General features: G+C 30.1%; 21 protein-coding genes. 15 read left to right on the top strand and 6 right to left on the bottom strand.

Annotated features, from left to right (window positions below; genetic code table 11):
• Positions 1–40: 40 nt before the first annotated feature.
• Positions 41–2,650 (bottom strand): ATP-dependent chaperone ClpB, encoded by a 2,610-nt coding sequence (clpB, locus tag WHD07_RS02525; RefSeq protein WP_343329920.1) that lies wholly within the window; start codon positions 2,648–2,650, stop codon positions 41–43.
• A gap of 163 nt (positions 2,651–2,813) precedes the next feature.
• On the opposite strand from clpB, the gene ytxJ reads away from it, so the two are divergent.
• From ytxJ to WHD07_RS02490, 7 genes are all read left to right on the top strand, one after another.
• A complete protein-coding gene (ytxJ, locus tag WHD07_RS02520) occupies positions 2,814–3,215 on the top strand; it encodes a bacillithiol system redox-active protein YtxJ (protein WP_343329919.1) in 402 nt (133 codons plus the stop codon).
• A 60-nt stretch (positions 3,216–3,275) separates the two neighbouring features.
• Positions 3,276–4,826 (top strand): DEAD/DEAH box helicase, encoded by a 1,551-nt coding sequence (locus WHD07_RS02515; protein ID WP_105048765.1) that lies wholly within the window; start codon positions 3,276–3,278, stop codon positions 4,824–4,826.
• Positions 4,827–5,352: 526 nt separating this feature from the next.
• The gene (locus WHD07_RS02510; RefSeq protein WP_343329918.1) at positions 5,353–6,801 is read left to right on the top strand and encodes an arginine decarboxylase; all 1,449 of its coding nucleotides are present in this window, start codon (positions 5,353–5,355) and stop codon (positions 6,799–6,801) included.
• 18 nt (positions 6,802–6,819) lie between these two features.
• Positions 6,820–7,767, top strand: a complete 948-nt coding sequence (gene speB, locus WHD07_RS02505; protein ID WP_343329917.1) for an agmatinase — start codon at positions 6,820–6,822, stop codon at positions 7,765–7,767.
• 9 nt (positions 7,768–7,776) lie between these two features.
• Positions 7,777–9,309: a carbon-nitrogen hydrolase family protein gene (locus tag WHD07_RS02500; protein ID WP_343329916.1), complete on the top strand. Its 1,533-nt coding sequence runs from the start codon at positions 7,777–7,779 to the stop codon at positions 9,307–9,309.
• Positions 9,310–9,501: 192 nt separating this feature from the next.
• Positions 9,502–10,470, top strand: coding sequence for a deoxyhypusine synthase family protein (locus tag WHD07_RS02495; RefSeq protein WP_068452414.1), 969 nt, complete (start codon positions 9,502–9,504; stop codon positions 10,468–10,470).
• 145 nt (positions 10,471–10,615) lie between these two features.
• A complete protein-coding gene (locus WHD07_RS02490; RefSeq protein ID WP_105048760.1) occupies positions 10,616–10,894 on the top strand; it encodes a hypothetical protein in 279 nt (92 codons plus the stop codon).
• A gap of 62 nt (positions 10,895–10,956) precedes the next feature.
• Here the strand turns inward: WHD07_RS02490 and blaOXA are convergent, their stop codons facing one another.
• Both blaOXA and WHD07_RS02480 read right to left on the bottom strand, forming a co-directional pair.
• On the bottom strand, positions 10,957–11,781 hold the full coding sequence (gene blaOXA, locus WHD07_RS02485) for a class D beta-lactamase (protein WP_343329915.1): 825 nt from the start codon (positions 11,779–11,781) through the stop codon (positions 10,957–10,959).
• Positions 11,782–11,973: 192 nt separating this feature from the next.
• Positions 11,974–12,846 (bottom strand): LysR substrate-binding domain-containing protein, encoded by an 873-nt coding sequence (locus tag WHD07_RS02480; RefSeq protein WP_343329914.1) that lies wholly within the window; start codon positions 12,844–12,846, stop codon positions 11,974–11,976.
• A gap of 110 nt (positions 12,847–12,956) precedes the next feature.
• Between WHD07_RS02480 and WHD07_RS02475 the strand changes: the two genes are divergently transcribed.
• On the top strand, positions 12,957–13,580 hold the full coding sequence (locus WHD07_RS02475) for a LysE family translocator (RefSeq protein ID WP_343329913.1): 624 nt from the start codon (positions 12,957–12,959) through the stop codon (positions 13,578–13,580).
• A 111-nt stretch (positions 13,581–13,691) separates the two neighbouring features.
• Here the strand turns inward: WHD07_RS02475 and WHD07_RS02470 are convergent, their stop codons facing one another.
• Both WHD07_RS02470 and WHD07_RS02465 read right to left on the bottom strand, forming a co-directional pair.
• Positions 13,692–14,348, bottom strand: coding sequence for an HAD family phosphatase (locus WHD07_RS02470; protein ID WP_343329912.1), 657 nt, complete (start codon positions 14,346–14,348; stop codon positions 13,692–13,694).
• A gap of 283 nt (positions 14,349–14,631) precedes the next feature.
• The gene (locus tag WHD07_RS02465) at positions 14,632–15,048 is read right to left on the bottom strand and encodes a thiol-disulfide oxidoreductase DCC family protein (RefSeq protein ID WP_343329911.1); all 417 of its coding nucleotides are present in this window, start codon (positions 15,046–15,048) and stop codon (positions 14,632–14,634) included.
• A gap of 283 nt (positions 15,049–15,331) precedes the next feature.
• Here WHD07_RS02465 and WHD07_RS02460 point away from each other — a divergent pair, with 283 nt between their 5' ends.
• The 4 genes from WHD07_RS02460 to WHD07_RS02445 are packed head-to-tail and all read left to right on the top strand — an operon-like array spanning position 15,332 to position 19,615.
• Positions 15,332–16,024, top strand: a complete 693-nt coding sequence (locus tag WHD07_RS02460) for an ABC transporter ATP-binding protein (protein ID WP_105048738.1) — start codon at positions 15,332–15,334, stop codon at positions 16,022–16,024.
• Between the two features lie 2 nt (positions 16,025–16,026).
• A complete protein-coding gene (locus WHD07_RS02455) occupies positions 16,027–17,256 on the top strand; it encodes an ABC transporter permease (protein ID WP_343329910.1) in 1,230 nt (409 codons plus the stop codon).
• A gap of 2 nt (positions 17,257–17,258) precedes the next feature.
• Positions 17,259–18,476, top strand: coding sequence for an ABC transporter permease (locus tag WHD07_RS02450; RefSeq protein WP_343329909.1), 1,218 nt, complete (start codon positions 17,259–17,261; stop codon positions 18,474–18,476).
• Between the two features lie 32 nt (positions 18,477–18,508).
• A complete protein-coding gene (locus WHD07_RS02445; RefSeq protein ID WP_105048735.1) occupies positions 18,509–19,615 on the top strand; it encodes an efflux RND transporter periplasmic adaptor subunit in 1,107 nt (368 codons plus the stop codon).
• A gap of 116 nt (positions 19,616–19,731) precedes the next feature.
• On the opposite strand, the gene WHD07_RS02440 is transcribed toward WHD07_RS02445, so the two are convergent.
• The gene (locus WHD07_RS02440) at positions 19,732–20,064 is read right to left on the bottom strand and encodes a DUF6508 domain-containing protein (RefSeq protein ID WP_343329908.1); all 333 of its coding nucleotides are present in this window, start codon (positions 20,062–20,064) and stop codon (positions 19,732–19,734) included.
• A gap of 145 nt (positions 20,065–20,209) precedes the next feature.
• Between WHD07_RS02440 and WHD07_RS02435 the strand changes: the two genes are divergently transcribed.
• The 3 genes from WHD07_RS02435 to WHD07_RS02425 all read left to right on the top strand — a co-directional run bounded on the left by WHD07_RS02435 (position 20,210) and on the right by WHD07_RS02425 (position 22,767).
• Positions 20,210–20,770 (top strand): sigma-70 family RNA polymerase sigma factor, encoded by a 561-nt coding sequence (locus WHD07_RS02435; RefSeq protein ID WP_343329907.1) that lies wholly within the window; start codon positions 20,210–20,212, stop codon positions 20,768–20,770.
• On the top strand, positions 20,757–21,560 hold the full coding sequence (locus WHD07_RS02430) for a hypothetical protein (RefSeq protein WP_105048732.1): 804 nt from the start codon (positions 20,757–20,759) through the stop codon (positions 21,558–21,560). Before WHD07_RS02435 ends, WHD07_RS02430 begins: the two co-directional genes overlap by 14 nt.
• A gap of 106 nt (positions 21,561–21,666) precedes the next feature.
• Positions 21,667–22,767: a hypothetical protein gene (locus WHD07_RS02425; RefSeq protein WP_343329906.1), complete on the top strand. Its 1,101-nt coding sequence runs from the start codon at positions 21,667–21,669 to the stop codon at positions 22,765–22,767.
• Positions 22,768–22,783: the final 16 nt, after the last annotated feature.

Genomic DNA, 22,783 nt, shown 5'->3' with positions numbered 1-22,783 from the left:
AATAAAAGATTGCTTTATTCCTCGAAATGACATTATTTTTTTAATTACTTTCAATTAAATCAGACTGGTTTCTAAACACCAACTGATCATCAAAAGCATCAATTAAAATAATACTATCTGTGGTAATTTTACCAGACAATATTTCTTTAGAAAGCTGGTTTAAAACTTCTTTCTGAATAACTCTTTTAACGGGTCTTGCTCCAAATTCTGGCTGATATCCTTTTTCAGCTAAATATTTAATAGCTTCGTCTGTTGCATCTAAAGTAATTTCTTGCTTACCAATCATTTTCTTTAAGTGTTCTATTTGTAATTTTACAATTTCAAATATATTACCCTTGGTTAATGGCGTAAACATAATTACGTCATCAATTCTGTTTAAAAATTCTGGTCTTACAGATTGTTTTAACAATGCTAAAACTTCTATTTTAGCCAATTCGGTTACTGAATCTAAATCTGCTTTTGGATCGCTAAATTTCTCCTGAATTATATGACTACCAATATTAGAAGTCATAATAATTATGGCATTTTTAAAATCGGCAACACGTCCTTTATTATCTGTTAACCTTCCTTCATCTAATACTTGTAACAACACGTTAAAAGTATCTGGATGCGCTTTTTCTATTTCATCTAAAAGTACCACAGAATAAGGTCTTCTTCTAACAGCTTCTGTTAATTGACCACCTTCATCATAACCAACATATCCCGGAGGCGCACCAACCAATCTACTTACAGAATGACTTTCTTGGTATTCACTCATGTCTATACGTGTCATAGCGTTTTCATCATCAAAAAGGTATTCTGCCAAGGCTTTTGCTAGCTCTGTTTTACCAACTCCGGTGGTTCCCAAAAACAAGAAACTACCAATAGGTTTATTAGGGTTTTGCAAACCAGCTCTAGAACGTCTTACGGCATCAGAAACAGCAACAATAGCTTCTTCTTGTCCAACCACTCTTTTGTGCAATTGCGCTTCTAATCTTAACAGTTTTTCACGTTCAGACTGAATCATTTTTGTAACCGGAACTCCAGTCCATTTGGCAACAACTTCCGCAATATCATCATAGGTTACTTCCTCTTTAATTAAAGATTTTTCAGATTGATTTTCTGCCAATACTTTTTGAAAAGCTTCTAAATCTTCTTGCGCTTTTTTAATTTTACCATATCTAATTTCGGCTACTTTACCATAATCGCCATCACGTTCTGCTTTTTCTGCTTCAATTTTTAAATCTTCTATTAAGGCTTTTGCATTCTGAATATTATCTACCACCTCTTTTTCAGATTTCCACTTCGCATTCATTTCATTACGTTCTTCTTTTAGATTTGCTAAATCCGAGCGTAAAGATTTTAACTTGGTTTCGTCTTTTTCACGTTTAATGGCTTCAATTTCAATTTCTAACTGCATCACTTTTCTGTCTAAAACATCAAGCTCTTCTGGTTTAGAATTTATTTCCATACGCAGTTTTGCCATCGCTTCATCCATTAAATCAATGGCCTTATCTGGTAAAAAACGATTGGTAATATAACGCTGAGATAATTCTACAGCACCAATAATAGCCTCATCTTTAATACGAACCTTGTGGTGTGTTTCATACTTTTCTTTAATACCTCTTAAAATAGAAATGGCACTTTCTGTATCGGGCTCATCTACAATAACTTTTTGAAAACGTCTTTCTAAAGCTTTGTCTTTTTCAAAGTATTTCTGGTATTCATCCAACGTAGTTGCACCAATTGCACGCAACTCTCCACGCGCTAAAGCTGGTTTTAGAATATTAGCTGCATCCATAGCACCTTGTCCGCCACCTGCACCAACTAACGTGTGAATTTCATCAATAAAAAGTACAATATCACCATCAGAAGTAGTTACCTCTTTAATAACCGCTTTTAAACGCTCTTCAAATTCTCCTTTATATTTTGCACCTGCAATTAAAGCTCCCATATCTAAAGAAAAAATAAGTTTTCCTTTTAGATTTTCTGGCACATCTCCATCTACAATTCTGTGTGCTAAACCTTCTGCAATTGCAGTTTTACCGGTTCCTGGTTCTCCAACTAAAATTGGATTGTTTTTTGTTCTACGAGATAAAATTTGTAATAACCTACGGATTTCTTCATCTCTACCAATTACAGGGTCTAACTTACCATCTTCTGCTAATTTGTTTAAGTTTTTAGCATATTTATTTAAAGAATTATAGGTTTCTTCCTGACTTTGAGAAGTTACTCTTTCTCCTTTTCTTAATTCGTCTATTGCGGCTTGTAAGTGTTTTTCTGTAACACCTTGGTCTTTTAAAACTTGCGCAATATTACTTTTAGATTTAAAAATAGCTAGAATTAAATGCTCTATAGAAACATAATCATCTTTCATTTTTTTAGCAATTACAGCTGCTTCTGTTAATGTTTTACTTGCTTCTCTAGATAGCATTAATTCTGCACCAGAAACTTTAGGCAAACTCTCTAATTGTTTGTCTAAAATTTGTTCTACAATAGTAATATTGATGTTCAATTTTTTCAAAAGAAACGGCAAAACATTTTCATCTACTTGCGTTAAAGCTTTAAAAATGTGCTCGTTTTCTATTTGATTATGACCAAAACCTTGCGCAATCTGTTGCGCCATTTGTATGGTCTCTTGCGATTTTGTTGTATAATTGTTAAAATTCATTTTCTAAGTTTTTGTTTTTTTTTGATAGCTATAAAGCAATTTTAATACCATCTATTTTTTAAGTTTAAAGTAAGTCAAATTGTCTGTAAAGCGTTGTTTTTACTGACTTTTTGTCTAATGAAAGTTTACTATATTTACACCGACAAATAACAAAAAACATCAAATGGGTATATTTAATAAGATTTTTGGAGGTAATGATGAAGGTAAGGAAAAAGAAGCAAAAGTGTCATACTTAAAATGGCTTCCTTTAACTTCTATGGAGCAATTAGAAGAAATAAAAGAAATTTCTAAAACCGAAAGCGTATTAATTTTTAAACATTCTACACGTTGCGGAATTAGTAGTATGGTAATTAAACGCTTCGAAGCTCTTTTTACCGAAGAACATCAAAATTTAAAAGTCTATTATTTAGACCTATTAAATTACAGAGATATTTCTGATGAAGTAGGGTATACGTTTCAGGTGATGCACCAATCTCCGCAATTAATTATCGTTAAAAATGGGGTTTCTATAGAGAATGCCTCTCATTATGACATCACAATTACAAATTTAACAAGATTTATATAGCATAAACTTGCATTAAACCTTATTTAAGTCTTATTTTTGTCTTTTTAAATTTTTAATCGTTTGGCAGAAATAAACACTTCAGTAAAAAAAGTAGGTAAGGAATTATACGGATATCAAAAAGATGCTCTTCAAGAGATTTTTAGAAGGTTTGAAGACGCACCAAAAGATTATCATCTATTGTATCAATTACCAACAGGAGGTGGAAAAACAGTAATTTTTTCTGAAATTGTAAGGCGTTATTTAGAAACTTTTAAAAAGAAAGTTTTGGTTTTAACGCACAGAATTGAGTTGAGCAAGCAAACCTCTAAGATGTTAAATGAATTTGGTGTTTCTAATAAGATCATTAATTCTACCGCAGTATTAGACGACCAAGATGATTTTAATTGTTTTGTGGCAATGGTTGAAACCTTAAAAAATAGGTTGAATGATGATAAACTAGATATTTCTGATATTGGTTTAGTAATTGTCGATGAGGCGCATTACAATTCTTTTACAAAAATTTTTAAATTTTTTGATGAATCTTTTATTCTTGGTGTAACCGCAACTCCTTTAAGTTCTAACATTAAGTTGCCGATGTACGAGAATTATCAAGAATTATTTGTTGGTGAAACAATTCAGCATTTAATAGATAATGAGTATTTAGCAAGTGCAAACTTATATTCTTACAACGTAGGTTTAACCTCGTTAGAGGTAGGAGCAAATGGAGATTATACCGTAAAATCTTCAGAAGATTTATATACCAATTCAGACATGCTATCTAAATTGGTTTCTGCGTATGAAGAAACTGCAAAAGGAAAGAAAACCTTAATTTTTAATAATGGTATTAATACTTCTATACAAGTATTTCATGCCTTTAAAAAAGCAGGGTATCCAATTGCGCATTTAGACAATACAAATACAAAAGCAGAGCGAGAGCTTATTTTAAAATGGTTTCATAAAACTCCAGGTGCAATTATTACCTCGGTAAGTATTTTAACTACTGGTTTTGATGAGCCAACTATTGAAGCAATTATATTAAACAGAGCAACAAAATCATTAACCTTATACTACCAAATGATTGGGCGTGGTTCTAGGGTTTTAAAAGATAAACGTACTTTTGATGTTATCGATTTAGGTAACAACTTTCATAGATTTGGTCCTTGGGGAGCAGATTTAGACTGGGAAAAAATGTTTAGAGCCCCAGACTATTACTTAAATGCTATTCTTTCTGATGAAGATATAGAAAGTACTTTTAGGTATGAGTTAACTCCGGATGTTAAAAAAGAATTTGAAAAATCTACCGATACTTATTTCGACATGAAAAAAGTATATATAGATACTATTAGACAAGGTGAATCTTCTAAAAGAGTGTTAGAGAAATCGATTGTACATCATGCAAAAATGTGTATAGAAAATAGTGAAGATGTTTTTGATGCATTAATCTTAGCAAAATTACTAGGCGAAGAAATTGATGATAGAATTAATAGATATGCCAAATGTATTTCTAAAAGTACACACAATTTTGTAACTTGGTTAAAAGATGATTACAGAAAGAAATTAAATGCCTATTTAAGAGCAAATTTTGATGAAGATTACGAAGAAATTCATGGTCATCCACCAATTGAAGAATAAAAAATAAACTAAAAAGCGCTGATTTTTCAGCGCTTTTTTTATGCAATAGGGTTTCCTTTTTTTACCAATAAAAAGTTGTTTTTAAGATTTGTTAATTTCTTTTTTTTGCATTTTTTTTAGAATTAAGGTTGAAATTATTGATGTAAACGTCTGTAATACCAATGTTTAAAAGGAAAAAAATAAATTGAAAAATAATTTTATTTTTTTTTGACTTTTGTTTTTTATATTCAAAAATAATATACATTTGCTTAACTTATTTAAGTAAAATGTTTAGTTTTTCTTATTTCGGAAATATCTTTCTATCGGAGAATGAAAGTTATATCGCATTTTGGAAATGCAACGAAAAAATTAAGGTATCTCCATTTTCAATTCTTCAAGAGTTGCAGCTTTTCTCAAAGTTGCACGTGGTTTACTTGCAAATATTACAGTGATAACATCCCTTTTTTTAAGGTTATAATTTCTATTCTAAAACAGGCATTTGTTTTAGTTCAGACGGATTTATCATACAATTAATTTAAACAACAAAGTGAACACAAAATATATAGATTTAGTCGAGCAAACGTTCGATTTTCCTCAGGAAGAATTCAAAACAGAAAACAACAAATTGTTTTGGCACGGAATTAATTTAATGGAGTTAATAGAGCAATACGGTTCTCCATTAAAATTTACATACTTACCAAAAATTTCAGAAAACATCAACAAAGCAAAAGGTTGGTTTCAAGAAAGCATTGATAAACATAACTATAAAGGGAAATATTTTTATAGCTATTGTACAAAAAGCTCTCATTTTAAACACGTTTTACATGAAGCTTTAAAGAACGATATTCACATAGAAACGTCTTCTGCTTTTGATATAGATATTGTAAATAATCTAAAAAAAGAAGGTAAAATAAAAGAAGATACTTTTATTATCTGTAACGGGTTTAAACGCGATCAATACATTAAAAATATTGGAGGTTTAATTAATTCTGGACATAAAAATGTAATTCCGATTATAGACAATTTCGAAGAAATTAATCTTTTATTAGATGAAACAGATAAAAAAATAAATGTAGGTATTAGAATCGCATCCGAAGAAGAGCCTAAATTTGAGTTTTATACGTCTAGATTGGGGATTGGGTACAAAAATATTGTTGCTTTTTATGAGCGAGAAATAGCTGGTAACAAACAAGTTGATTTAAAAATGCTACATTTTTTTATCAACACAGGTATCAAAGACAACGCATATTATTGGAATGAGTTGATGAAATGTTTAAGAGTTTATATCAACCTTAAAAAAGTATGTCCAAGTTTAGATAGCCTAAATATTGGTGGTGGTTTTCCTATTAAAAACTCATTGGCTTTTGATTATGATTATCAATATATGATTGATGAAATTATCAATCAAATAAAACAAGCTTGTGATGAAGCGGGAGTAGATGTTCCTCATATTTTTACAGAATTTGGTAGCTTTACAGTAGGAGAATCTGGTGCAGCTATTTACGAGATTTTATATCAAAAGAAACAAAATGATAGAGAACGTTGGAACATGATAAACTCTTCATTTATAACTACTTTACCAGATGCTTGGGCAATTAATAAGCGTTTTATTATGTTGCCAATTAATAAATGGAACAAACAATATGAGCGTGTTTTATTAGGTGGTTTAACTTGTGATAGTGATGATTATTACAATTCTGAGCAACACATAAACGGAATATATTTGCCTGTTTTCGAGAAAGAAAATCCGCTGTATATTGGTTTCTTTAACACAGGCGCGTATCAAGAATCTGTTGGTGGTTTTGGTGGGTTACAGCACTGTTTAATTCCACATCCAAAACATCTTATTATAGATAGAGATGAAGATGGAAACATCACCACAAAAATATTTAAAGAACAACAAAAAAGTAGCGAAATGCTTTCTATTTTAGGATATGGAGAGGTTGTTACAAAAGTAAATGAGTTAGAAAAAATTGCAAATCAAGAAGTGTTATAACACATCAACAAAAATAAAATGAACACAAATAAAACGTATGCAGGAATTCCACAGGAGTTTGGAAACCTGTCAACATCTAAAGTAGTAATTATTCCTGTTCCTTATGATGGAACAAGCACATGGCAAAAAGGAGCAGACAAAGGGCCTCAAGCTTTTTTAGATGCCTCAGAAAACATGGAATTGTATGACATTGAAACAGATTCTGAAGTATATAAAGAAGGCGTTTATTTAGCAGATGCCATTACAGAAAATGCTTCTCCAGAGGCAATGGTAGAAGAAGTACATCAGATTACAAAAAAGTACATCAACAGAAATAAATTTGTAACTGTTTTTGGTGGTGAACATTCTGTGTCAATAGGAACTATAAGAGCTTTTAACGAGTGTTTTAGTAGTTTAACGGTTTTACATATTGATGCACATGCAGATTTAAGAAAAGAATATGATGGTTCTAAATGCAACCACGCTTGTGCTGTTTATGAAGCGAATCAAAATACAAATTTGGTGCAAGTTGGTATTAGAAGCATGGATATTTCTGAAAAAAGAGAAATGAATTTAGATAAAGTTTTCTTTGCACATGACATGGCTGTAAATGAAGACTGGATGGATGATGTGGTAGATCAATTGACAGAAAACGTTTTTATTACGTTTGATTTAGATGCCTTAGATCCATCAATTATGCCTTCTACAGGAACTCCAGAACCAGGCGGATTGTTTTATTATGAAACATTAGAATTTTTAAAATTAGTTTTTAAACAAAAGAATGTGGTTGGTTTTGATATGGTAGAATTGTGTCCTAATGAAAGCGAAAAATCATCAGACTTTTTAGCGGCAAAATTATTTTACAAAATGTTAAGCTACAAATTTGCTTCTAATGATGATAGTTATGATATTGGAGATGACGCTACTGATGTAAATCCATTTAGTAAATTGTCTAAGTTTAAAGGTGATGATAACGACGATTTTTAGTTCTATAAAATGATCAAAAACATCGAGAATATTGAGCTTCATTATTTAACGTTAACAGATTACAAACAGTTAAAAGAAGCGATGATTCAGGCATATTCAAGTATGCCAGGTTCTTATTGGAGAGAAAATCAAATTAAATCTTTGATTGATAAATTTCCAGAAGGACAAGTTATTATTAAAGTAAATGGTGAGTTAGCAGGTTGTGCATTGTCTATTAAATTAGATTATGATAGTTTCGACGATCAGCATACATATGAGGATATTACGGGTAATTACACCTTTGATACGCATGATGAAAATGGAGATGTTTTATACGGAATTGATGTTTTTATTAAAAAAGAATACAGAGGTTTACGTTTAGGTAGAAGGCTCTATGATTATAGAAAAGAGCTAGCCGAGAAACAAAATTTAAGAGGAATTGCGTTTGGAGGTAGAATTCCGAATTATCATAAATATGCAGCAACTTTATCGCCTAAAGAATATATAGAAAGTGTTAAACGTAAAGAAATTCATGATCCGGTTTTAAACTTTCAAATTTCGAATGATTTTCATCCTTCAAAAATTTTAAAAGGATATTTAGAAGGGGATGAAAATTCTGGTGAGTTTGCAGTTTTGCTTGAATGGGATAATATTTACTACGAGAAAAAATCTAAAAAAGCAGCTACAAAGAAAAAAGTAGTGCGTTTAGGATTGATTCAGTGGCAAATGCGTTTGTATAAAGATTTGGAAGAATTAATGCAACAAGCAGAGTATTTTGTAGACGCAGTTTCTGCTTACAGATCTGATTTTGCATTGTTTCCAGAGTTTTTTAACGCTCCGTTAATGGCAGATAATAATCATTTACCAGAATCGGAAGCAATTAGAGAATTGGCAAAATATACGCCAGAGATTGTTCAGAAATTTTCTGAGTTGGCAATTACGTATAACATTAATATTATTACTGGTAGTATGCCAGAAATTAAAGATGAATTGTTGTACAATGCGGGTTATATCTGTAAAAGAGATGGATCTACAGAACGTTATGAGAAATTGCATGTTACACCCGATGAGGCAAAAGTTTGGGGAATGCAAGGAGGAAATGAGTTAAAAACCTTTGATACGGATTGTGGTAAAATTGGTGTATTAATTTGTTATGATTCTGAGTTTCCAGAATTAAGTAGAATTTTAGCAGAAGAAGGAATGGATATTTTGTTTGTTCCGTTTTTAACGGATACGCAAAATGGATATTCTAGAGTACGTCATTGTGCACAAGCTAGAGCCATAGAAAACGAATGTTATGTTGCCATTGCTGGTAGTGTTGGTAATTTACCAAAGGTGAATAATATGGATATTCAGTACGCACAATCTATGGTGTTTACACCTTGCGACTTTTCTTTCCCTGCAAACGGAATTAAAGCAGAGGCAACCACAAATACCGAAATGATTTTAATTGCGGATGTAGATTTAGATTTACTAAAGGATTTAAACCAGTTTGGTAGCGTACGAAATTTAAAAGATAGAAGAACAGATATATTTGAAGTTAGAAAACTTCAAAAAAAATAAAAAAGTATTACGATAAGTTGTTGTTAAATAACCAATTATAATGATTAATATCTCGATACAAAATTTCTGAAAAAGAAATTTTACTCGATGTGACAGTCAGAATTTTAATACTAATAACTATGATGTCAGTTCGAGTGATTTTTCTATTTGAAAAATCGTATCGAGAACATTAAAAAAATATAAAAAAACAAAATGAGCAAACCTATTACAAATTTTATAGAAAAATACTTTTTACACTTTAATGCTGCTGCTTTAGTAGATGCAGCAAAAGGGTACGAAGCACAATTAAACAAAGGATCTAAAATGTTAGTTTCTTTAGCAGGAGCAATGAGTACTGCCGAATTAGGGAAAATTTTCGCGGAAATGATTCGTAAAGACAAAGTACAAATTGTTTCTTGTACAGGTGCAAACTTAGAGGAAGATGTTATGAATCTTGTAGCACATTCTCATTACAAACGTGTGCCTAATTATAGAGATTTAACGCCACAAGACGAGTGGGATTTACTTGAAAAAGGATTAAACAGAGTTACAGATACTTGTATACCAGAAGAAGAAGCTTTTAGAAGAATTCAAGAACATATTGTAAAAATATGGAAAGATGCAGAAGCAAAAGGAGAGCGTTATTTACCACATGAATACATGTACAAATTATTATTATCTGGTGTTTTAGAACAGTATTACGAGATAGATATTAAAGATTCTTGGATGTACGCAGCGGCAGAAAAAAACTTGCCAATTATTTGTCCGGGTTGGGAGGATTCTACCATGGGTAATATTTTTGCTTCTTACGTTTTAAAAGGAGAATTAAAAGCAAGCACTGTAAAATCTGGAATTGAGTACATGACGTTTCTTGCAGATTGGTATACAAACAATTCTGAAAATGGAATTGGATTCTTTCAAATAGGAGGAGGGATTGCAGGAGATTTTCCTATTTGTGTGGTGCCAATGTTGTATCAAGACATGGAAAAACCAGAAACACCATTTTGGAGTTATTTCTGTCAGATTTCAGATTCTACAACAAGTTATGGTTCGTATTCTGGAGCAGTACCTAATGAGAAAATTACTTGGGGTAAGTTAGACATTGATACGCCAAAGTTTATTATAGAAAGTGATGCTACTATTGTAGCTCCATTAATTTTTGCTTATTTATTAGAAATGTAGCATTGCAGATGCTTTTTTTATAAAAGCTGAATTGCTAATTTTTAACTTATAATTAAAAAATTACAAAATAAGTGAAGTGTCATTCCGAAATGAGTCTTTTTTGACGATTGAGGAATCTCATACTAATTGAATAAATGATTATAAAATGAAAAGAGTAATCGTAGAATACGCAAAGTTAACTACAGACATATTAGATATGTTGGTAGAAAAGTATCCTGACGGATATGACTATGAAGACATTATTTCCTTTAAAAATGCAAAAGGAGAAACTGTAAAAGCGGTAGAAGTGAAGACAGAAGATACTATTTATCTTGTAAAAATCAGTTCTAAACTAGAGCAAACGATGGAAGATTATGCAGAGGATGAAGATTCTTTTGACGAGGATGAAGATTTAAATGTTGATGATTTAGAAGACGAGATATAAATAGTGGATTAAAAATAGCTTGAAAATTTTTCAAGCTATTTTTATTTTAGACTACTGTGTTTTTATTCTATTAGTTCTAAAGCTTTCAACGTAATTTCTTTTCTTAATTTAGGGAAGCCCTTAATATCTGTAGTTTCTTTTGGCGATATATTAGTTGCAAAAAAGAGTGTATTTTCTTCTGATTGAGCATACCCAACAAACCAACCATTTTGTTGCTTATTTCTAACAGATAACCCTGTTTTACCATATAAGGTGTACTTTTTGTTTTTTTCGATGAAAAGTATTTTTCTCATAATAGCTTCAGTTCTCTTTGATATTTTAAGTTCCGATTTGTAAAAACGTTTTAAGAAGTCTATTTGTTCAAATTGATTAATTTTAGAAGCACCTTCTAACCAGAACAGATCTAAGTTTTCAGAATTTACAACCATATTTAGATAGTTCAGTTTTTCTAAATAGGCATTCATTCTTTTTTTGCCTATTTTTCTAGCTATTTCCTGATAACACGGTACGCAAGAATATTTAAAAGCATCTTTTAAGATTAAATCTTGTTCCCAAACTTTATAAGCTCTTTTTTCACCATTCCATTTAAACAAAGTACTATCATTGTCTACTACTTTTGTTTCTAAGGCAATCATAGAATTCGGAATTTTAAAAGTAGAAGCAGGTAAGCGACCCGTTTTTGCCCATTTAAAATCATTAGCGTAAAAAAGGTCTTTGTTTAAGTCGTACATAAGAATAGCACCATGTACATTATGGGTGTCTATTATTGTTTGAAATGCGGGTTTTACTATTTCATTTTTTATTATTTCATTTTTTTGCTCCTTTGCCGTTTTCTTATCACAAGAATAGATAAGCGTTAGTATTAAAATAATGTTTACAATTTTCATTTATAATAATTTGGTTTGTTTAAAAGAGGTTTTAGCTTACCTATTGTGTGTTTTGATGAAATCCTGTCAATTCGAGTAAATTTTACGATTGTAATGAGTAGAATTTGTATCGAGAATACGAATTTTAAGTTATTAAATTGTTCTCGATACAATTTTTCGTACCTCAAAATCACTCGAACGGACATTTTGATTTTATTCTTCTATTGATTTTGTAAGATCAATAATTGTATTTATTGTTTTATTAGGATCGTTTTTTCGCCAATTGACAAATAAGTCTATTTTTTCATGTAGCTCAATAAATCGAACATTTTGAAACTCGGCATGTTTGTAAGAAAGCGGTAAAATAGAAATTCCCAATCCACGAGAAACTAGGTTTAAAATCATTCCTCCAAAATCAGATTCAATAATCGTTTTAGGTTCAAAACCATACGTATCAAAAAAGTTTCTTAAAAGTGAAGCAAAAAACGTTGTTTGATGTAAGCCAGCAATAATAAATTTCTCGTCTTTTAATTCTTTTAAATTATCTAAAGATTCTTTAGTTAGCCAATGATTTTTAGGAACGACCAAACAGATGGGTTCTGATGACAATTTATGTGAATTTATGTTGATGTTTTTGATGGAGTCTCTACTAAAAGCGATATCCGTGTCGTAATTTAATAATAGTTTTTCGTGTGTTTTGTCTGTAGGTTCTATCAATTCTAATTTTAAGTCAGGCAAACTAGCATTTAAAATTTCAAGAAAATTGGGTAGAAATTTAAAAGCAATAGAACCAGGATAACTGATAGAAACAAAACCAGCTGTTCCTTCATCAATTTTTTTTGCTTGTCTATGAACTTGATCAAGTTCTTTTATGGTTGCTGTCCATTTTTTTTGTAGAAATTTACCCGCATCTGTTAGCTTTACATTTCTTTTATCTCTTTCAAAAAGCTGAATTCCTAATTCGTTTTCTAAAGCTTGAATTTGTCTACTTAAAGAAGATTGAGAGATAAACATCTTTTCAGAAGTTTTCCAGAAATGAAGTTCATTTGATAACGTTAAAAAATACTTTATTTGTTGAATCGTCATAGTTTAATGCGTTTTTTGCATTAATCAATCAAAAATAAGTATTTTTAAGATACCAACATAATAGTTTCTTTGTACTCAGTTTTATTTCAATTATTTAAAACACGATAAAGATGGGAATTGAGAATTTTATTACTTTTATGTTCACGGCATTGGTTTTTGTAATGACTCCAGGAATTGACACCGTATTTGTGTTAAATAAATCTATTGTACAAGGAAGAAAATCTGGAGTGCAAGCAGCATTTGGTGTAAATACAGGTGTCTTAGCACATACTGTTTTTGCTGCTTTAGGTTTGTCTGTATTGTTGTCTAAATCTGATATTGCTTTTACAGCAATTAAATATATTGGGTTTGTTTACTTAATTTATTTAGGATATTTAAACCTTAAAAATAATAAAGAAGTTTTATCCATTAAGACAGATACACCTCAAAATAAAAAAGTAAAAAGCGATTTTTGGTCAGGTTTTTTAACCAACACCTTAAATCCCAAAGTAGCATTATTCTTTTTAGCGTTCTTTCCTCAGTTTATTGCACCAGATCAAATAGAAAATCCAGTTCCTTTTATATTATTAGGTATCACTTTTGCGCTTATTGGCACCGTTTGGTATGTAGGTTTAACCTTTTTTGCAACTACTTTTACAGAGAAAATTAAAAACAACCCTAATTTTAATAGATATTTAAATAAGATAAGCGGAATTGTTTTTATCTTAATGGGTATTAAAATAATATGGATTTAAAAGTATTGGTTGTTTGTTTTAAAAGGATCTATAAGAATACCAGGTCTTTTAAGTAATAAAAGACTTCTTTTTTTCTTGATTTTTTTAATCAAAGAGAAAAAGAAGTATAATCTAAATAATTTTATGCAATCGTTTAAAATTATTGACAATAAAATTAGCATTTTTTAAAGTCTGATCTTCTGCCATTGGGTTTTTAAAACCAAAAACAAAAATACCAGCATCATTGGCAGCTTTTACTCCGTTATCAGAATCTTCAATTACTACACAGTTTTCTTTTGGGGTAGCACCTAAAACAGCTGCTTTTTCAAAAATTTCTGGATGAGGTTTAGATTCTGTTAAATCTGCACCACTAATTTTAGCTGTAAAATATTCATTTAAATTAAATCGATTAAAAACTCTGTCGATGTTTACCATTGCAGAAGAAGAAGCTAAAATTAAGGTTAATCCTTTGTTGTAGCAATGTTTTATCAATTCTTCTACACCTTTTACCAAATGTAAAGTAGGATCGTTTTCAAAGAAATTTACGTAGCGTTTTCTTTTATCTAAAACCAATTCTTCTGGATCTAAATCTAAGTTAAAATGTGCCACCAATCTCTGAAATGCATTAATGGTAGAAGAACCAGTTAAGGTTTTGTATAAATCATCAGAAACAGAAACACCAATAGAAGTAAAGGTTTCGTAATAGGCTTTTTTATGGATTTCTTCAGAATCTATAATTACACCATCCATGTCAAAAATAACACATTTTATTTCTTTTGGTAAGTTCATGTTTTGTTAAGAATTTGATATTATTAAATAAGAGTATAGGGTTAAAAAAAATAAATTTATTAAGAAAGCAAAAATTATTTGAAACTTTCTAGGTTCTTTAATACTCTTTGTAGCTTTAATCAATCCAATAATTGATAAAATTAAAATTACATAAGAAAGCAAACCAACGATAGTTGATACAAAATAGGAATTACTTTCATTATTTTTTAATGATAAGATGGCAATCGCTATTGTTAATACAATGGAAAATAAAGAATATTTTATGGATAATAATGAGTTCATATTAATCTAAAAATTTCTCTTTTAATTCAGGTGTTGGTATCATGCAACTTTCTTTTTTGCCAAACCATTTGTATCTGTTTTTGGCAATATAATCATAGACGTAGTTTCTAAAACCTTCTGGTAACACTATAAAAATCTGACTTAAAGTCCAAATTCCGCCAAAAGCATACATAATTTTTAAAGCAGCCGTAGATTTTATATCATAAGAAACACCAGGTTCGTATAAAATTATAGAATCTATTTTAGAAATATCAATACCTAATTGTTTAATTATTTTTTTTCCATTTTCGGACTGTAAAGCTGTAAATAAAAAGACGTTTTTTGTATCGTATTTTATCACTTTTAAAACAGCATCGTTGCAAAGGTTACAAACTCCGTCAAATAAAATAATTTTTTTGTTTTTTGGTAAATCAATCATTTAGGTACTTCTAAATTTAAGTAAAACAAAGATACTTTAACTTTCTCTCTAATTAAAAAGAATTTACGATGGTTTATACAGAATTTTTTAAGAACTTTAAATTTTAATAGGCTTATTTTTTTTAAAAATAAAGTAGCTTTAAAAAAAAATATATTTTATTGTAACAATTAATTTAATTGCTCGTCTTATGTTTGTAATCAAATAAATTGGGTCTTTGTTTTAACAAAAAATTAATAAAGGCAATCAATAGCTTTCGATACTTTAGTTTAAAATTAACCAACCAATGATTAGAATAGAAAAACTACACAAATCTTACCCAATTGGTAAAGATTCTCTACACGTTTTAAAAGGTATAGATTTACATATAAAAGAAGGCGAATTTGTTTCTATTATGGGGTCTTCTGGGTCTGGTAAATCTACATTATTAAATATTGTTGGTTTATTAGACGAGCATGATGAAGGTGATTATTATTTAAATGGCCAATTAATAAAGAACTTAAATGAAAAAAAAGCGGCCATTCTAAGAAATAAATTTTTAGGATTTATTTTTCAATCCTTCAATCTTATTTCCTACAAAACGGCTTTAGAAAATGTAGCGCTGCCTTTGTATTATAAAGGTATCAATAGAAAAGATAGATTAAAGTTAGCTTTAGATTACTTAGATAAAGTAGGGTTAAAAGATTGGGCTAATCATTTACCAAATGAGCTTTCTGGAGGACAGAAACAGCGTGTAGCAATTGCAAGAGCTTTGGTTACAAAACCAAAAGTTGTTTTGGCAGATGAGCCAACAGGGGCTTTAGATTCTACAACAACAGATTCTGTTATGGATTTATTAAAGGATATTAATAATGAAGGAATGACGGTTTTTGTAATTACCCATGAAGAGGAAGTTGCAGAACAAACAAAAAGAATTGTGCGTTTAAAAGATGGTCTAATTATTAGTGATGAATATACTAATAATACAAAAGCTGTTTAATTATGTTTGATTTAGATCGTTGGAGAGAAATATTTCAAAGTATCAGTAAAAATAAGTTGCGTTCTGCCTTGTCTGGATTTACGGTTGCGTTTGCTATTTTGCTTTTTACCTTATTATTTGGTATTGGTAATGGATTGCAAAATACTTTTAAAAATGAGTTTGCTAAAGACGCCATGAACTCAATTTATATCTGGACAAACAATACTACAAAAGCATTTAAAGGAAATCAAATAGGAAGAAAGGTTCAATTTAAAAATGATGATTTTACCTACATTAAAGAAACTTTTGGAGATAAAATTCAAACGATAAGTCCGCGAATTCAAAGATCTGAAAATGTTGTTTATAAGGATGAAAAAGACAATTACTCGGTAAGAGGAGTATATCCAGAATATTATGTTTTAGAATCTGCAGAAGTTACCGAAGGACGATTCTTAAACTATAGAGATATTCATGAAAAAGCAAAAGTTGTTGTAATTGGTAGAATGGTTGAAAAGGATTTATTTGGTCAAATAAGTGCGTATGGTAAACAACTAAATATTGGAGGCATTATGTATCAGGTAATTGGTGTTTTCTCTGATCCAGGAGGAGATAGTGATGAAAGATATATTTACACACCTTTTACAACCATGCAAAAATTATATGGTAATAATGACCATATAGATGATTTTGGTATTACGTATAATCCAAATTTAAGTATCGATGAAGCAATTGCTTTTAGTAGTGAAATGCATAGAGAATTAAAGAAAAAACACAATGTTTCTCCTAATGATCAAAGAGGAATTGGGTTAGATAATTATGCTACAAATAACAAAGAAGTTTCTGGGATGATGTTTGGTTTAAGTATTTTAATTCTTGTAATTGGTTTTGGTACTTTAATAGCTGGTGTTGTTGGTATTAGCAATATTATGGTGTACATTGTAAAAGAAAGAACAAAAGAATTAGGAATAAGAAAGGCAGTTGGTGCTACACCAAAAATGATTGTTGGTATGATTATGCAAGAAGCTGTATTTATAACTGCAATTTCTGGTTATGTTGGATTGTTAATTGGAGTTGGAATTTTAAAACTTGCAGGTCCTAGTTTAGAAAAGTATTTTATTTTAAACCCTAGTGTTTCTCAGCCCGTAGTTATAGGAGCAACCTTAACACTTGTTTGTGCCGGTTTAATTGCAGGATATTTACCTGCCAAAAAAGCAGCAAGAATTAAACCCGTTGAAGCATTAAACGCAGATTAACTATGATATTTTTATTCGAAAAAGATACTTGGCAAGAAATTTATGGTAGTATTCGTAAGAATAAAACCAGAACTGCAATTACCATTTTTGGTGCATTTTGGGGAATCCTTTTATTGGTAGGTTTATTGGGTGCAGCTAAAGGAATTGAAAATAGTTTTAATAGCATGTTTGGCGATTTTGCTACCAACAGTGTTTTTATGTCTGGAAGTAGAACTTCTATGCCTTTTAAAGGTTTTCAAGAAGGAAGACAAATTAATTTAACATTGGGAGATGTAGATAAAATTAGAACAGAAGTAGATGGTATTCAGTTTGTAGTGCCAAGAAATGCAACTGGCGGACAAGTAATAAATGGATTAAAAACTGGTAATTTTACCGTTTTTGGAGATTTTCCTCTAATAGACAGAGTTCAAAAAAAGAACTTAATAGAAGGCAGGTTCATCAACCAAAGTGATATTGATGAGAACAAAAAAATATGTGTAATAAGTGAAGGTGTTTATAAGGAGTTGTATGATAAAAATGAAGAAGCTATAGATACTTATTTAAAAGTAAGTGGCATCAATTATAAAGTAGTTGGTGTGTATACTGCTGGTAGATTTGAAGGTAAAAATAACGTTCATATTCCTTTTAGTACTTTTAAAATAGTGTATAATAAAGGAGACAAATTCGAATGGATGGTGGTTACTGGTAAAAAAGAATTCGACATTGTTCAGGTAGAGGCAGATGTAAAACTATTATTAAAGAATTTACATAAAATTCATCCAGAAGACAACAGAGCTTTTAGAGGTTTTAATTTAGGAAAAGAAATCTCTAAAGTAACCGGATTTTTAACAGGAATGCAGTTTTTAACTTGGTTTGTGGGTATTGCAACTTTAATAGCAGGGGTTTTTGCTATTGGTAATATTTTATTGATTACAGTAAAAGAACGTACAAAAGAAATAGGAATAAGAAGAGCGTTAGGAGCAACACCTAATAAAGTAAGACAACAAATTATATTAGAATCATTGTTTTTAACATTATTAGCAGGTTCTTTAGGAATCATTGCTGGAGGACTCATTTTAATGGTTATAGATTATTTTGAGTTATTAGTAAACCCAACCGTTAACATACCTATTGTTTTAATTGCGTATGGAGTTTTAGTAGTTTTAGGAACGTTAATTGGCTTTATACCTGCTTATATGGCAACTGTAGTAAAACCAATAGACGCATTAAGAGAAGAATAAAAAATCAACTAACAAGAATAAATAGAATATAAATGAAAAAAGTAATCATTTTTGGAGGAATAGCTGTCGCACTAATAGCGGTATTAATTTGGTTTGGTAAAAAGAACAGTGCATCACCAATAGAGTACAAAACAGAAAAGCCTTTTAAAGCAACTATTGTTAAAAAAAGTGTGGCTACAGGTAAAGTTACTCCGTTAGAAGAAGTAGAAATAAAACCACAAATAGCAGGTATTATAGATAAAATTGTAGTTGAAGAAGGTGCGATTGTTAAGGCAGGAGATTTACTAGCAACAGTAAGAGTTGTGCCAAACGAGCAATCTTTAACAAGTGCAAAAGGACGTATTAATTCTGTTCAAATTCAATTAAATAACACAAAAATACAATACGACAGAAATAAGAAATTATTTGAGAAAGGAGTCATTTCTCGTCAAGAATTTGAAACACTAGAGCTTTCGTACAATCAAGCAAAAAACGATTTGCGTAATGCACAAAATGATTATCAAATAATTAAAAAAGGATCTGCAGGTTCTTCTGGGGCAAATACAAATATTAGAGCAACAACTTCTGGTATGGTAGTAGAAATCCCTGTTAAAAAAGGGTATCAAGTTGTAGAAACAAATGGTTTTAGTGCAGGTACAACAATTGCTACCATTGCAGATATGACTAAAATGATTTTTGAAGGTAAAGTTGATGAGTCTGAAGTTGGTAAATTAGTAAAAGGTACTGAAATAGAAATCTCTTTAGGTGCTATCGAAAACAAGAAATTCCCAGCAGTTTTAAACTTTATTGCACCAAAAGGAACAGAAGAAGCAGGAGCAGTTCAATTTAAAATAAAAGCAGATGTTTCTTTAGATGATGAGCATTTTATTAGAGCGGGTTATAGTGCCAATGCAGAAATTGTTTTAGAAAGAAAAGACAGTGTTTTATCTATTAAAGAATCTTTATTGCAATTTGATAGAAAAACAGAATTACCATTTGTAGAAATTAAAAATGCCGAAGGAAAATTTGATAAGAAAGATGTTAAATTAGGTACTTCAGACGGTGTAAATGTGGAGATTTTAGAAGGAGTTACCAAAGATGATGAAATTAAAATTTGGAATAAAACCTCTAAAGAGGATGAAGAAAAAGACAATAATTAAAAATTATTAATAGTATTTAAAAAAAAAGGAACTCAATTTGAGTTCCTTTTTTTTGTGCTTAAAAACCAATGTTTAAATAGTAAGATTGCTTTAAGTTTATTGCGTTCTAAGCAACATTAGATACTCTTTAATATATTAATAATTACTCCAGAATTCAAAGAACTTTCTAAAGCTCCATTGCAAAATCTATCATTTCTAAAAATAGCTGTTAAAAGCTTGCGTTTTGTTTCAATATCTATTGTAGAATAATCAAATTCTTTATTTCTTAGGATACTTCTTCCTTCATCCCAAGAACTCCAATTAAACCCAATCATCCAACCTTGTTGACGAAACAATTTTGTAAAATCACTTACTATTTTCTCATCAACTTTATATAAGTTAGGGAAAACACCATTTTCAATTTTAGTTATATCAATAGATTCAATCACATTAGAAAGGTTAACTATCATGCTTTTTTTCAATAAAGATAAAGCTAAAAACCAGTCGCTTATAAGAATTCAGTAAAAAAACAAAAAACTTTTTTATCCAAGGCAACCTTTTTAAAACATCTGTAGTCTATATATTTGTAAGGCAGTAAAAACAGAATAAAGAGGCTTGAAAATTATATCATTACATAACAAAGAAAAATCGTTAATTAAAAAAGCGATTGACAACAATAGAGAAGCGCAACAACAATTGTTCGAGCAATTTTCGCCTAAAATGTTGGGTGTTTGTAGGCAATATGTAAAAGATTTGCATCACGCAGAAGATTTAATGTTACAAGGGTTTCTAAAAGTTTTTACGAACTTAGATAAATTTAAACACGAAGGTAGTTTTGAAGGTTGGATTCGCAGAATTATGGTAAACACTTGTATTTCTTACCTCCGTAAAAAGAATTTAATCGATCTATCTGACGAAGAATATGTTTTTAACGACGCGGCTACAGAAAGTTTAGAAAACACTTCTGTAGAAGATATTCAGAAATTGATAGATCAATTACCAGAAGGTTACAAAATGGTGTTTAATTTATTCGCCATAGAAGGGTATAAACATTCAGAAATTGCAGAAAAATTAGGCATTTCTGAAAGTACATCTAAATCGCAATTATTTAAAGCACGTAAATTATTGCAAGAAAATTATTACAAAATGAATAAAAGAGTTCATGAAAACAAATAAGTTAGATAATAGTATAAAAGATAAGTTACAGCACAGAACGATTAATCCATCGGCTTCTGCTTGGGAACGTTTGTCATCACAATTAGATGAACAACCAAAACAAAAGAAAAAAGGTTGGTTTTTTTATATAGGTGTAGCAGCAAGTATTTTATTGCTAATTAGTGTCGGTTTTCTGTTTTTAAATAAAAATGAAGTTGTAAAACCATCAGAAATTATTGTTGAAAACCCAATTGATACGATTTCTATTGATACTAAAATAGATCAATTTATCAATGAGATTCCTACTGAAAAAGCAATTGTTAAAGTGGATGAAATTGAAGAGAAGCAAATTGTAAAGTCTAATAGCAGAGTTATTGCAAGCAAAGTGAAGCAATCTGTTTCTATTGATAAGATTACTTCGTCGAAAACTCCTCGTAATGACATTGTAATAGCTAAAGTAGAGGAGAAATCAGAAAATCATCCGACGAAGGAGAAAACAATTAAAAAAGAATTCTTAAAACAAGACCCAAATAGTAGCATAAAAATTAATAGTGATGATTTGTTATTCGCGGTAACACATTCGTCTGCAGAGGTAAAAGAATACTACGCAAAGTATGATATTACGAGGGAAGATGTTTTAAGAACCATTAAAGGAGAACTTAAAAAAGGGAACCTTAAAGTGAATCCGAATGCTATTTTGGCCGAAGTAGAACGCTCAATCGGAGAAGAAGATTTTCAAAATAACTTCTTAAAATCTTTAAAGAAAAGAGTAACAGATATTGCAACTGCTATTGCAAGTAGAAATGATTAAAAAGAAACACCTTAAGGAATAGTGAAATTAGAAGACGTTTTAATTGAAACTAGTTAACGATAAGGTTTTTATCAAAAAAAAATAATAAATTTTAAAAACATATAAGATGAAAAGAATACTACTAATATTAGTGTTGTTTAGCACAACTATTGCCGTATCTCAAGTAAAAACATTTGAAAAGGAAGTGAATAAAATTTCTAAAAGAATAGAACGAATTACAGAAAATCAGAAAGATTCTTTAAAGGTAAAAGTGATTGCTATAGATAAAAGATTAGAAAACGGAGAAATTACAAAATTAACTGCAAATACTTTAAAAAGCGAAGTTGCTTCGTATCATGCCAGAAGAATTGAAAAATTGGTGGGAGAGCAAGAGCGTCTGTTACAATTGTTGGTGCAAGATAAAACAAATGGAAAAATAGCAAGCTCTAACGAATTAGATGATAATGATGATGAAAATACATTTACTGTTGGCAATAGTACTTTTCGATTAAATATTAATAAAAGCGATGACGATGATGACGATGATGATGAAAGCAAAGAAAAAAGAAATAGAAGATTACAAAGAAGAACAACATCTCAGTTTGTTTTTGCAATGGGGGTAAATAATGTATTGAAAGATAATGAGTTTTCTTCTTTAAATGATACTGAATACAAGTTTTGGCAATCTCATTTTTATGAATTAGGATGGACCTGGAAAACCCGTTTTTCTAAAGAACCTTCTCAATTGTACTTTAAATATGGTGTTTCTTTCCTTTGGAATAACTTACGTTTAGATAATAATAGTGTACATGTAAAAAATGGAGATTTAACAGAAATACAAGTTTTTGATGATAAATTATCTGAAAGTAGATTACGTCATGTACAAATGAATTTTCCGATGCATGTTGAGTGGGATCTTTCTAAAAATAAAATTTATAAAGACGGAGTTAAAAGAGATAGAATACATAATTCTGTTCGATTAGGAGTTGGTGGTTTTGTTGGGTTTAAATTAGGTACAAGACAGTATTTAGAATATAAGGATGCAAGCGGGGTGGATCAAAAATTGGTTCAAAAAGATAATTTTAATATGAATACCATTAATTATGGGTTAAGTGCTTATGTAGGGTATAAATCTACCAGCCTTTATGTAAAATACGATTTGAATCCGTTGTTTAAAAACACCGAAACAAGAAACATTTCTATGGGAATTCGTTTAGATTTAAACTAAAACGTTAATGAATGTA

The sequence above is a fragment of the Polaribacter staleyi genome, from assembly GCF_038024045.1.
In the GTDB taxonomy this organism is placed as follows: Bacteria; Bacteroidota; Bacteroidia; order Flavobacteriales; family Flavobacteriaceae; genus Polaribacter; species Polaribacter butkevichii.
Note: the sequence above shows the minus strand (reverse complement) of the source record. Positions and strands in the feature narration are given on the sequence as shown.

Excerpts from the sequence above, each read along its gene's own strand:
- clpB (WP_343329920.1), bottom strand. The coding sequence starts at position 2,650 with ATGAATTTTAACAATTATACAACAAAATCGCAAGAGACCATACAAATG.
- ytxJ (WP_343329919.1), top strand. The coding sequence starts at position 2,814 with ATGGGTATATTTAATAAGATTTTTGGAGGTAATGATGAAGGTAAGGAA.
- speB (WP_343329917.1), top strand. The coding sequence starts at position 6,820 with ATGAACACAAATAAAACGTATGCAGGAATTCCACAGGAGTTTGGAAAC.
- WHD07_RS02500 (WP_343329916.1), top strand. The coding sequence starts at position 7,777 with ATGATCAAAAACATCGAGAATATTGAGCTTCATTATTTAACGTTAACA.
- WHD07_RS02495 (WP_068452414.1), top strand. The coding sequence starts at position 9,502 with ATGAGCAAACCTATTACAAATTTTATAGAAAAATACTTTTTACACTTT.
- WHD07_RS02490 (WP_105048760.1), top strand. The coding sequence starts at position 10,616 with ATGAAAAGAGTAATCGTAGAATACGCAAAGTTAACTACAGACATATTA.
- blaOXA (WP_343329915.1), bottom strand. The coding sequence starts at position 11,781 with ATGAAAATTGTAAACATTATTTTAATACTAACGCTTATCTATTCTTGT.
- WHD07_RS02480 (WP_343329914.1), bottom strand. The coding sequence starts at position 12,846 with ATGACGATTCAACAAATAAAGTATTTTTTAACGTTATCAAATGAACTT.
- WHD07_RS02475 (WP_343329913.1), top strand. The coding sequence starts at position 12,957 with ATGGGAATTGAGAATTTTATTACTTTTATGTTCACGGCATTGGTTTTT.
- WHD07_RS02470 (WP_343329912.1), bottom strand. The coding sequence starts at position 14,348 with ATGAACTTACCAAAAGAAATAAAATGTGTTATTTTTGACATGGATGGT.
- WHD07_RS02465 (WP_343329911.1), bottom strand. The coding sequence starts at position 15,048 with ATGATTGATTTACCAAAAAACAAAAAAATTATTTTATTTGACGGAGTT.
- WHD07_RS02460 (WP_105048738.1), top strand. The coding sequence starts at position 15,332 with ATGATTAGAATAGAAAAACTACACAAATCTTACCCAATTGGTAAAGAT.
- WHD07_RS02455 (WP_343329910.1), top strand. The coding sequence starts at position 16,027 with ATGTTTGATTTAGATCGTTGGAGAGAAATATTTCAAAGTATCAGTAAA.
- WHD07_RS02450 (WP_343329909.1), top strand. The coding sequence starts at position 17,259 with ATGATATTTTTATTCGAAAAAGATACTTGGCAAGAAATTTATGGTAGT.
- WHD07_RS02445 (WP_105048735.1), top strand. The coding sequence starts at position 18,509 with ATGAAAAAAGTAATCATTTTTGGAGGAATAGCTGTCGCACTAATAGCG.
- WHD07_RS02440 (WP_343329908.1), bottom strand. The coding sequence starts at position 20,064 with ATGATAGTTAACCTTTCTAATGTGATTGAATCTATTGATATAACTAAA.
- WHD07_RS02430 (WP_105048732.1), top strand. The coding sequence starts at position 20,757 with ATGAAAACAAATAAGTTAGATAATAGTATAAAAGATAAGTTACAGCAC.
- WHD07_RS02425 (WP_343329906.1), top strand. The coding sequence starts at position 21,667 with ATGAAAAGAATACTACTAATATTAGTGTTGTTTAGCACAACTATTGCC.